Genomic DNA, 9,175 nt, shown 5'->3' on the forward strand with positions numbered 1-9,175 from the left:
TGGCCCGCCAGTGGTGCGCGGACACGTCATCGACCACGCCCCAGCACTCGCCCACGCCGTAAAGGTCGCGGCGGTCCTCGCCCGGCACCTGCCCGACCCGCCGCCGCAACTCCTCGCGGCGGCGCAGCTGCACGACGCCCCCGAATACGCCCCCACCGGCATCGACCTCGACACGCTGCTGACCACCCGGCTCGGCCCGGCCGTCACCACGGTGGTCCGCGGCATGCAACACGAACACGAAGCCCTCGCCGCAAGCGCCACCACCGACCAGTCCACAGCCGACCGGTGGACGCTGCACGCCAGCACCGCCGACAAGATCGTCAGTTTCCGGTCGATCCTCGGCCGCGCCGAACGCGCCACCGACGCCGCCAACTACTGGGCCACCCGCACGGCATTCCTACACCGCGTCGACCACTTCCGCGCCTTCCACACCACCGCGTCAGCACACCTACCCGAGCGGATGAGCACCAACCTCGCCCGGCTCGTCACCGCAGCCGAACACGCGGCAGCAACCTTCACCAGCAACGCTCCACCACCGTCGACACCCGGAGCGCACACGACAGTAAAAGTGACACGTTGCTGCCCGCAGACCCCCGCGTTTGTCAGGTGCGCTGGACCAAGGCAAATCCTCTTCTGACGTCTCGTCTCAGCCAATCCAAGGCAGTGAATTGGAGGCGCGCAGCTCAACAGCCGTCAACCGGCCTGCTGGGCTGCGAACAGCTGTCTCACTTGATCTGAGGCAGCGCAGGTCATCGATCACCGTCGGCGCCTCAGGTCGGCTGGGGATGCTTCAACGGGCTTGCACACCGGCGACACGGCGGTCCGGACCGAGGGCGCCGAGAGACCCATGAGGCAGGAGCCGTGGCCTCGGTCAGGCACCTGGAACCCCATCGGCGAAACGTCGCATTGACGGCCATCAACCCGAGTGGCAGGGTGACGTTCTGTGATTGACCTGCAGTTACACGAGGAACGGGGTGTTCATGAAGCCTAGTCACGTTGTCCCGGCTGGTGCCGTGGCCGCTGCGCTGGTGTTGGCCGGCGCGCCGGCCGCATCCGCCGCCGAGGCCGAGCCGTCGGTGAGGGTCATCGCCAGCGGGCTGGACAATCCGCGCGGCATCGCGATTGGCAACCACGGATGGCTGTACGTCGCCGAGGCCGGCCGGGGCGGAGCGGGTCCCTGCATCGACAACGGCCTCGAGGGCGAGCGGCAGTGCCTCGGCGCCAGCGCCGCGCTGACCGCCATCCCGCCACGGCTCGACCGGGGTGCCAAGCCTCACCGGGTAGTCACCGGCCTGCCGTCGCTCGCCGCCGAGGACGGCAGCTCGGCGATCGGCCTGCACGACATTTCGCCTGACGGGCCGGGGCTGGTCGCCACGATCGGCGGCGCCTACGACCTGGGCACCCGCACGCTCCTCGGCCCTGGCGCACGGTTGATGGGCCACGTTGTGAGCCTGCATCCGGGTGTACGTGGCGGCGCGGTCAAGCCGATCGCGGACCTCAACGCGTACGAGGAGGCCAAGAACCCCGACCAGGGCGACCCGGGCAGTTTGATCGGCTCCAACCCGTACGGCATTCTGGCCACGCCGTTTGGCGCGTTCGCCACGGACCCGGGTGCCAACGACCTGCTCATGGTCACCAAGTCCGGCAAGATCTCCACGGCGGCGGTCTTCCATGCCCGGATGGTTCCGTCGCCTTCCCCGCCCCCGTCGGCGGAGATCCCGATGCAGGCGGTGCCGATGACCGTGACGCGGGGTCCGGACGGCGCGCTCTACGTGGGTGAGCTGACCGGCTTCCCCTTCGTGAAGGGCGCCGCGCGGGTGTGGCGGATCGCGCCGGACCAGGCACCCCAGGTGTACGCGACCGGCTTCACCAACATCATCGACATCGCGTTCGACCGGCGGGGGCGCCTGCTGGTGCTCCAGATCTCCAAGGAGGGACTGGGCGCCGGCGACCCTAACGGCGCGTTGATCCGGGTGGACGTCGAGCGTGGGGCAGAACGAACCGAGCTGGCGGAGGGGAAGCTGACGTCCCCCGGCGGCGTTGCTGTCGGTGCGGACGGCGCCATCTACGTCACGAACAAGTCGATCTTCGCGGGCGGCGGTGAGGTGCTGCGCATCTACGCCTGAGCTGCGGCTTCGACCCGGTCATGGCGTCTCGCTTCGACAGGCGCCCTGGCTGGGCCGCGGCCGTTGAAGTCGACCGCCGCGTGGCCGAGCTGCCATCGGTAGCTGGTGACGGGTACGAACGCAGCGTACCTGTGGAGCAGACGCCCGATCCGAATGCTTCCTTCACGCGGCGCGTAGATTCCTAGCGTCGCTGTCAATTCGGTGCGTCATCGGAGCGGGCGCCGACGCGAGCGTGCACGCCCACCCGGTGCAGGAGGGGGTGCCGGGGTCGCCGCGTTCAGCGGCCCGCTACATCGCCTCTGCCTCAGCAAGGCGACGAAGAGTCTCGGCAGTCTTGGTGCCGAGTTCCCGAAGGATGTCGTGACGCGCCGCCTGTCCCCGATGCCAAGCTGCGCGAAGTGCTGGTCCCCAGCGAACGGCAGCTACGAGCAACGCGATCGCGCCTGCCGCAGCCACGCCTCTGCCGACGGGAGTCCGTACCATCCTGGCGACTCCCTTGACCGCTGCCGCTGCGCCGTGGCCGCCGAGCACCAGTGCGGCGGCGGCGCCGTGCAGATGTCCGGCGCCGACGCCGATAGCTCGTGCCGTGTCGTAGAAGTCCTTCCACTGCTCGTCGGCCAGCCCGCTGGCGAGGACGTCGGGGTCCTCGGCGATCAGGACCGTGGCAGCGATGAGGCCGGCGAGTTGGGAGCGTGCCAACGTCGTCTGGGTCACGTAGAGCAAGTCTCCGCGACTGGTCGGTGTGGGGCAGACCGGTGCAGTCGACGAACCGGATCAGCGGGACGTACGTTCCCCAGGCAACGGTTGGACGGCCGGCGACCTGATCGCATTCGGCACGTCGGGCATGCCCAGCGGGTCGCGGGGAACCGGGGCGGGAGAACTCCCGGCATCGATGGCGTCACGGTCAGCGAGGTCGAGGAACGTATCGGTGTCCCGGGGTTTCTGCACGATCTGCGAGTGTCGTTGAAGGACGGCACGTTCCGGCCGCTGCCGGTGCGGGAACGGATGATCCCGAAGCCGGGTGGGTCGGGCAAGGTCCGCAAGCTGGGATTCCCACGATCGCGGACCGGGTCGTGCAGGCGGCGTTGAAACTGGTGCTGGAGCCTGTGTTCGAGGCCGACTTCGAGCCGGTCTCCTACGGGTTCCGGCCCCTGCGGCGATCGCACGACGCGATCGCAGAGATCCACCTGCTGAGCACCAACGGGTATCGGTGGGTCCTGGACGCGGACATCCAGGCGTGTTTCGACGAGATCGATCACGTCGCGCTGATGGACGAAGTCCGTGCTCGGATCAGCGACAAACGCGTCCTGCTGCTGGTGAAGGCGTTTCTGAAAGCCGGGGTTCTGACCGAGCTCGGTGCCTTTCAGGACACCATCACCGGCACGCCGCAGGGCGGCATCCTGTCCCCGCTCCTGGCGAACGTCGCCTTGTCGGTGCTGGACAAGCATCTGCAGGCGCCGTGGAAGCCGGGCGGGGCGATGTCGACCGGCAAGCGACGCCACACCCGCCACGTCAAGGGTCTGCCGACCTGGAGGATCGTCCGCTACGCGGACGACTTTCTCGTGCTGGTCAACGGCACACGGCAGGACACCGAAGCGTTGCGTGACCAGATCGCGGCGGTGCTCACGCCACTGGGTCTGCGGTTGTCGGCCGCGAAGACTCAGGTCGTGCACCTCAGCGAAGGGGTTGATTTTCTCGGGTTCCACATCCGGTGGCGCCGCAAACGAGGAACGGTCAAGTGGTACGTCTACACCTTCGTCGGCAAGCGGCCGTTGCGGTCGGTGAAGGCGAAGGTGCGTGCCCTGACCCGCAAGACGTCACAGCAGAACCTGGGATTCGTGCTGCACCGACTCAACTCGGTGCTGCGCGGGTGGGCGTTCTACTTCCGGCACGCGGTCGCCAAGGACACCTTCCACGCGTTGGACAACTTCACCTGGTGGCGGCTGGTGCACATGCTGCGCACCCGGCACCGGTGGAGCTGGAAGGAGTTCCGGCGTTGGCACACCACACCCGATGGGCACTGGCTGCCCATCGCGGCCGGAGAGATCAAGCTCGCACGCATCAGCGCGATCCCGGTAACCCGGTACCGCTACTGCGGCAGCAAGATCCCCACCCCCTGGGCCACTGGAACAGCCTGACGGCACAGACCGTGGAGAGCCCGGTGCGTTGAGAGACGCACGCCGGGTTCGGCGAGCGGCCTGGGAAAACGGACCAGCGGCAACGCCGGCGCCGCGTCCCAGGCCGACTCAACCAGGAACTCGGGTTCGGCTCCGGGATGACCTGCTGGCGGCGCCTCGAGGAATGGAACGCCGCCGGAGTGTGGCAACGGCTGCACGAGCTGCTCCTCGCCGAACTGCATGCCGCGGGCAAGCTCGACTGGTCCCGGGCGGTCATCGACTCCTCCCACGTACGAGCCGCGCGACGCGGCCCAAAAGCGGTCCGAGCCCGGTCGACCGCGCCCGAGCGGGCTCGAAGCACCACGTCCTGACCGAGGGCGCCGGCATCCCCCTCGCCGCATCACTGACCGGCGGCAACCGCAACGACATCACCGAACTGCTCCCACTGCTCGACAAGATCCCACCAGTGCGGGGCCGCCGCGGTCGCCCGCGACAACGCCCCGACGAACTGTTCGCCGACCGTGCCTACGACCACGACACGTACCGCAAAGCCGTACGCGCCAAAGGCATCCGACCGCGCATCGCCCGCCGCGGCCAACCCCACGGCTCCGGCCTGGGCGTGTACCGGGTCGACCCGGCAGGGCAACGCCACAGTGTTCACGATCACCGGCGGGTCGCGCTCGTGGGTGGGATGGCACCGAGTGCGCCGGTGCTGCTTGTCGTCGACGCCTTGCACGAGGGCGACTCAGTGGGTGCGGTAGCCACACTAGGCCGACGGAGGTGATGGAATGTCATCAGAGGCGTCCTGCGTGGCCGTGTGCCTCGGGGAGTTGGATGGTGGTGGTGAGTGCGCCCCGTTCCGGGCCGGAACCGACGACGTTGATGCAGATGCGGTCACCGTTGGTGACTTGGTGGTGGCGGATGTCGTCGTGGAGGAGCAGGAGCGTGGAGGCGGATACCGTGTTGCCGATGTCTGCGGCGTTGCTGGGCACTTTGTCCAGCGGCAGGCCGGCGGTGTGGACGAAATCGTGGACGAGCTCGGGTCCGGCTTGGTGGGTGTAGATGCGGCGTACCTGGGTGGGGTAGTGGGGGTCGGCGGCGCTGAGGGTGTGGTGGTTGAGCATCATGGCGCGGGGGTAGTAGTGGCGGATTTCGGGTGGGTTGAGGGCGTACCGGCCGGTGCGCTGCCCGGCGGGATGGTTGGTGGGATGGTCGGTGGGGATGGTGTCGAGGTAGTGGACCAGTGGGTCGGTCAGGCCGGGCTCGTCTCCGAACGCGGTGGTGTCGCGTGAGTAGAAGACGATTCCGCCGCAGGTGTCGCTGCGGCTGATCAGGATGGCGGCGGCCGCGTCGGAGAACGTGGCCGGTGCGGCCCAGGTGATGAGCGGCGCGTCCACGCTGGTGCGGTAGACGGGCAGCAGTTGCCCGTTGCTATCGAACATGGACACGCTGGGGATGAAATAGGTGACGATCAGTACGTGCCGGTACGTGCTGCGGGCCGCGTGGGCGGCGGCGCGGGCGATGCCGGCGCAGCCGGTGCCCATCTGGATGGGCGGGACGGTGTCGGGCAGTCCGATCCGGCGGGCGATAGTGAACGCGTCCTGGTCGAGCTTGTTCTGGTAGGAGCTGCCGGTTGCGACGATCAACGCGTCGAGGTCCGCGGGGCTCAGGCGTGCGGACTCCAGGGCGGCGTTGGCGGTGTGGACGATCGGGTCGAGGTTTGCGAACAGGTCGGGGTCGAAACTTTTCGCGTGCACACCCAGGATGTGTTCCAGGTCTTGGCCGTGCAGGTGGTGTTGTGGCCATTTGCGGTTGGGCAGGCGGGCGAGTTCGGCCCAGTCGTCGATGGGAATGACCTTGCCGAGTTGGGTGGCCACGCCGGTGATGGCGTAGGGAAAGGGCAACGGGCTGTCGGTCATGGCAGATCCGATGTCGGTTTATGAGGCGGGCGTGGGAGGTTGGTTTGCGCGGGGTAGCCCGGACGGTAGTCGTACGGCGCCGTCGAGCCGGAGGGTGGCTCCGTTGAGCATCGGATTGTCGACGATGTGCTCGACGAGCAGGGCGAAATGCTCGGGATCTCCGAACGTGCGTGGGTAGGCCAGCTCGCCGCGCAGACTCTGCCGGACGTTGTCCGGTAGGGCGTGCAGCATCGGCGTGTCGAAGAGCGCGGGGGCGATGGTGACCACGCGGATGCCATAGCCGGCAAGGTCCCGGGCCAGGGGCAGGGTCATCCCGACGACGCCGGCTTTTGCGGCGGCGTAGCCGACCTGGCCGCGCTGTCCCTCGAACGCGGCGGCCGAGGCGGTCAGGACGAGCACGCCGCGTTCGCCGTCGACGGGCGAGTTGGTCGCCATCCGGGCCGCGGCCAGACGGACGAGGTTGAACGCGCCGACCAGATTGACGGTGACCAGCTCGGTGAACTCCGGCAGCGGCAGCGGGCCGCTCCGGCCGAGGGTCTTGCCGGGGCGGTGGATCCCGGCACAGTTGACCACGACGCGGAGCGTCCCGGCCGCTTCGACGCGGTCGAGGGCAGTGCTGACGTCGGCAGGTGAGGCGACGTCACCGGCGATGAACGACGCGCCGGTGCCCAACCCAGCGGCCGCGCGGCGACCGGCGTCCTCACCGCGCCCCAGCACGACAATCGTCAGGCCTCGCTTGAGCAGATGGCGGGCGGCGCTGAGGCCCAGGCCGGAGCTCCCGCCCGCGATCAGGGCTACCGGCGTGGCCGGACTCGGACTCATGGTCGCTCATCCTCCCGGGGCAGTGGCGGTCAACGCTGTGACGGTCAGAACTGTTCGACGACCGCCCGAACGTCGGGCCAGACGAGGGCGGCCGACCCCCAGGCCAGGCCGGCGCCGAACGAGGTCAGCACGACCCGCTGCCCGGCGCGCAGGGTGCCGGCGGCGGCTGCCTGCGCCATCAACAGCGGTATCGAGGCTGCCGCGGTGTTGCCGACCTGGCCGATGTTGGACAGCACCCTTGCACCGTCCAGGCCTAGGCTCGCGCCGACCGCAGTGAGGATCCGCTGGTTAGCCTGGTGCGCGACGACCGCATCGACGTCGGGCACCGTCCAGCCGACCTGGGCCAGGACATGACCCACCGACCGGCACATGCCGTCGACGGCCAGGGTGAACACGCGGCGGCCGTCCATCTGCAAGTACGGCGCAGACCGGCCCGAGTAGCCACCGGCCTGTTTGCGGTCCCGGGAACCTCCGCCTGGGACGTGCAGCAGATCCGCGTTCGTCCCGTCACTGCCCAGGTCGAAGGCGGCCAGCGCGCCGGCCTGATCGGGATGGCCGGCGGACAGCACGACCGCGCCCGCGCCGTCCCCGAAGATCACCGCGCTGAGCCGATCCGAGGGATCGACCATCGTGGTGAACACGTCCGAGGCGATCAGCAGGACACTGTCGACGAGCCTGCAGGACAGCAATGATGTCGCGGCGGCCAGGCCGTAGACGAAACCGCTGCATCCGGAGGCGATGTCAAAGGCCGCGATCGGTCCGAGCCCCAATCGGGAGGCAACCTCGGGTGCCCCAGCCGGGCACAACCGGTCCGCCGACGTGGTCACGAGCAACACTGCGTCGACGGTGTGCGCGGCCGCCGCAGACAGGGCGCACCGGCCGGCCCGCACTGCCAGATCGACCGTCGCCTCCCCGTCGGCGACGTGGCGGCAGGAAACCCCGATCCGGGACCGGATCCACTCGTCGCTGGTGTCCAGTGTCTCGCACAACTCGGCGTTCGTCACCACCCGAGGCGGCAGGTAGCCGCCCAGCCCGGCCAATACCGCGGCCCGCGCGTCCCGATCGCCGACCCGTCGAATTTCCGTCGTGCCGTTCATTTCCCGAACTCCTGCCGCCTCGTCTCAAGTGTCCGGCGGGGTACGAAAGCCGCATCGGGCGGCATTCGTCAACGGTCAACGGACGCCAGGCCAGAATCGCGTTCTATTCCACATGGCGATCTCGAAAGACAGATCGTGTCAAGGGGATCTGAACAGCCGGACGGCATCCGATGACACCACAGGTTATGCAGGGGTGAGCATAGCCCTCGTCTGAGATCAGGACAAGGAAGAATTGCTGATCACTAATGAGTCGACAGGATCTGGCACGAACCGTTCCGCGCCGTGGGACGAGGTCCGTTGACACCAGGGATGCCCGGACGTACAGTTCTCAGGCTTCGAAGCAATCGCCTCAATGTGATCACTATCGTTGATTAGATGTCAATTCCGGGTGCGGCGACGCCGGATGTCAGCTGCGTCCCCCATTTGCGCATTCACGCCATTTTACGCCCCGCATTCTCTGTGGTGAGAAGGATGCCCGTCATGGTCGATTCCAGAGCCCGGGTGGACCGGACATTACCCAACCAGGACGCGCGTGACCTGCTCGCGCTGGCGCGAGATATCGCCGATCGTGAGATCGGACCCCAAGCCGCCGAGCAGGAGGAGGCAGGACAGTTCCCGCGGGAAATATTCGCGTTGCTGTCCAAGACCGGCCTGCTCACGCTGCCGTTCCCGGCACGGTACGGTGGCGGCGGACAGCCGTTCGAGGTGTACCTCCAGGTTTTGGAGGAGTTCGCTGCGGCCCGGCTGACCGTCGGGCTCGGGGTCAGCGTGCACACCCTCGCCTGCCATCCGCTCGCCACGTTCGGCGGCGACGAGCAACGCGCCCGCTACCTGCCCGAGATGCTCGGTGCGGGACAGCTCGGCGCCTACTGCCTGTCCGAGCCCTCCGCCGGCTCGGACCCGGCCTCGCTGACCACCCGCGCACAGCGCGACGGCGACACGTGGATCATCGACGGTGCGAAGGCCTGGGTCACCCACGGCGGCGTCGCCGACTTCTACACCGTCTTCGCCCGTACCGCCGACACCGGAGCCGATGGCATCACGGCGTTTCTCGTGCCCGCCGACGCCCCCGGCCTCGCCGCGTCGACGCCCGA

General features: G+C 68.5%; 8 protein-coding genes and 1 pseudogene. 5 read left to right on the forward strand and 4 right to left on the reverse strand.

The window, feature by feature from the left end; translation table 11 throughout:
• The first annotated feature begins 10 nt into the window (after positions 1-10).
• Both AB0K00_RS54175 and AB0K00_RS54180 read left to right on the forward strand, forming a co-directional pair.
• A complete protein-coding gene (locus tag AB0K00_RS54175; protein WP_363538889.1) occupies positions 11-637 on the forward strand; it encodes a metal-dependent phosphohydrolase in 627 nt (208 codons plus the stop codon).
• A 376-nt stretch (positions 638-1,013) separates the two neighbouring features.
• Positions 1,014-2,126, forward strand: coding sequence for a ScyD/ScyE family protein (locus AB0K00_RS54180; protein WP_363538891.1), 1,113 nt, complete (start codon positions 1,014-1,016; stop codon positions 2,124-2,126).
• Positions 2,127-2,414: 288 nt separating this feature from the next.
• Here the strand turns inward: AB0K00_RS54180 and AB0K00_RS54185 are convergent, their stop codons facing one another.
• Positions 2,415-2,840 (reverse strand): hypothetical protein, encoded by a 426-nt coding sequence (locus AB0K00_RS54185; RefSeq protein WP_363538893.1) that lies wholly within the window; start codon positions 2,838-2,840, stop codon positions 2,415-2,417.
• A 359-nt stretch (positions 2,841-3,199) separates the two neighbouring features.
• Between AB0K00_RS54185 and AB0K00_RS54190 the strand changes: the two genes are divergently transcribed.
• Both AB0K00_RS54190 and AB0K00_RS54195 read left to right on the forward strand, forming a co-directional pair.
• A complete protein-coding gene (locus AB0K00_RS54190) occupies positions 3,200-4,264 on the forward strand; it encodes a reverse transcriptase domain-containing protein (protein ID WP_363538895.1) in 1,065 nt (354 codons plus the stop codon).
• 119 nt (positions 4,265-4,383) lie between these two features.
• A pseudogene (locus AB0K00_RS54195) lies at positions 4,384-4,871 on the forward strand (IS5 family transposase); the annotation flags it as partial.
• A gap of 166 nt (positions 4,872-5,037) precedes the next feature.
• On the opposite strand, the gene AB0K00_RS54200 reads toward AB0K00_RS54195, so the two are convergent.
• The 3 genes from AB0K00_RS54200 to AB0K00_RS54210 are packed head-to-tail and all read right to left on the reverse strand — an operon-like array spanning position 5,038 to position 8,081.
• Positions 5,038-6,162: a 3-oxoacyl-[acyl-carrier-protein] synthase III C-terminal domain-containing protein gene (locus AB0K00_RS54200; protein ID WP_363538897.1), complete on the reverse strand. Its 1,125-nt coding sequence runs from the start codon at positions 6,160-6,162 to the stop codon at positions 5,038-5,040.
• An 18-nt stretch (positions 6,163-6,180) separates the two neighbouring features.
• Positions 6,181-6,984 (reverse strand): SDR family NAD(P)-dependent oxidoreductase, encoded by an 804-nt coding sequence (locus tag AB0K00_RS54205; protein ID WP_363538899.1) that lies wholly within the window; start codon positions 6,982-6,984, stop codon positions 6,181-6,183.
• 44 nt (positions 6,985-7,028) lie between these two features.
• On the reverse strand, positions 7,029-8,081 hold the full coding sequence (locus AB0K00_RS54210) for a beta-ketoacyl-ACP synthase III (RefSeq protein WP_363538901.1): 1,053 nt from the start codon (positions 8,079-8,081) through the stop codon (positions 7,029-7,031).
• A gap of 480 nt (positions 8,082-8,561) precedes the next feature.
• Between AB0K00_RS54210 and AB0K00_RS54215 the strand changes: the two genes are divergently transcribed.
• Positions 8,562-9,175 (forward strand): acyl-CoA dehydrogenase family protein (locus AB0K00_RS54215; RefSeq protein WP_363538903.1); only part of this gene is annotated, 614 nt, incomplete at its 3' end.

Source organism: Dactylosporangium sp. NPDC049525 (assembly GCF_040676755.1).
Lineage (GTDB): Bacteria > Actinomycetota > Actinomycetes > Mycobacteriales > Micromonosporaceae > Dactylosporangium.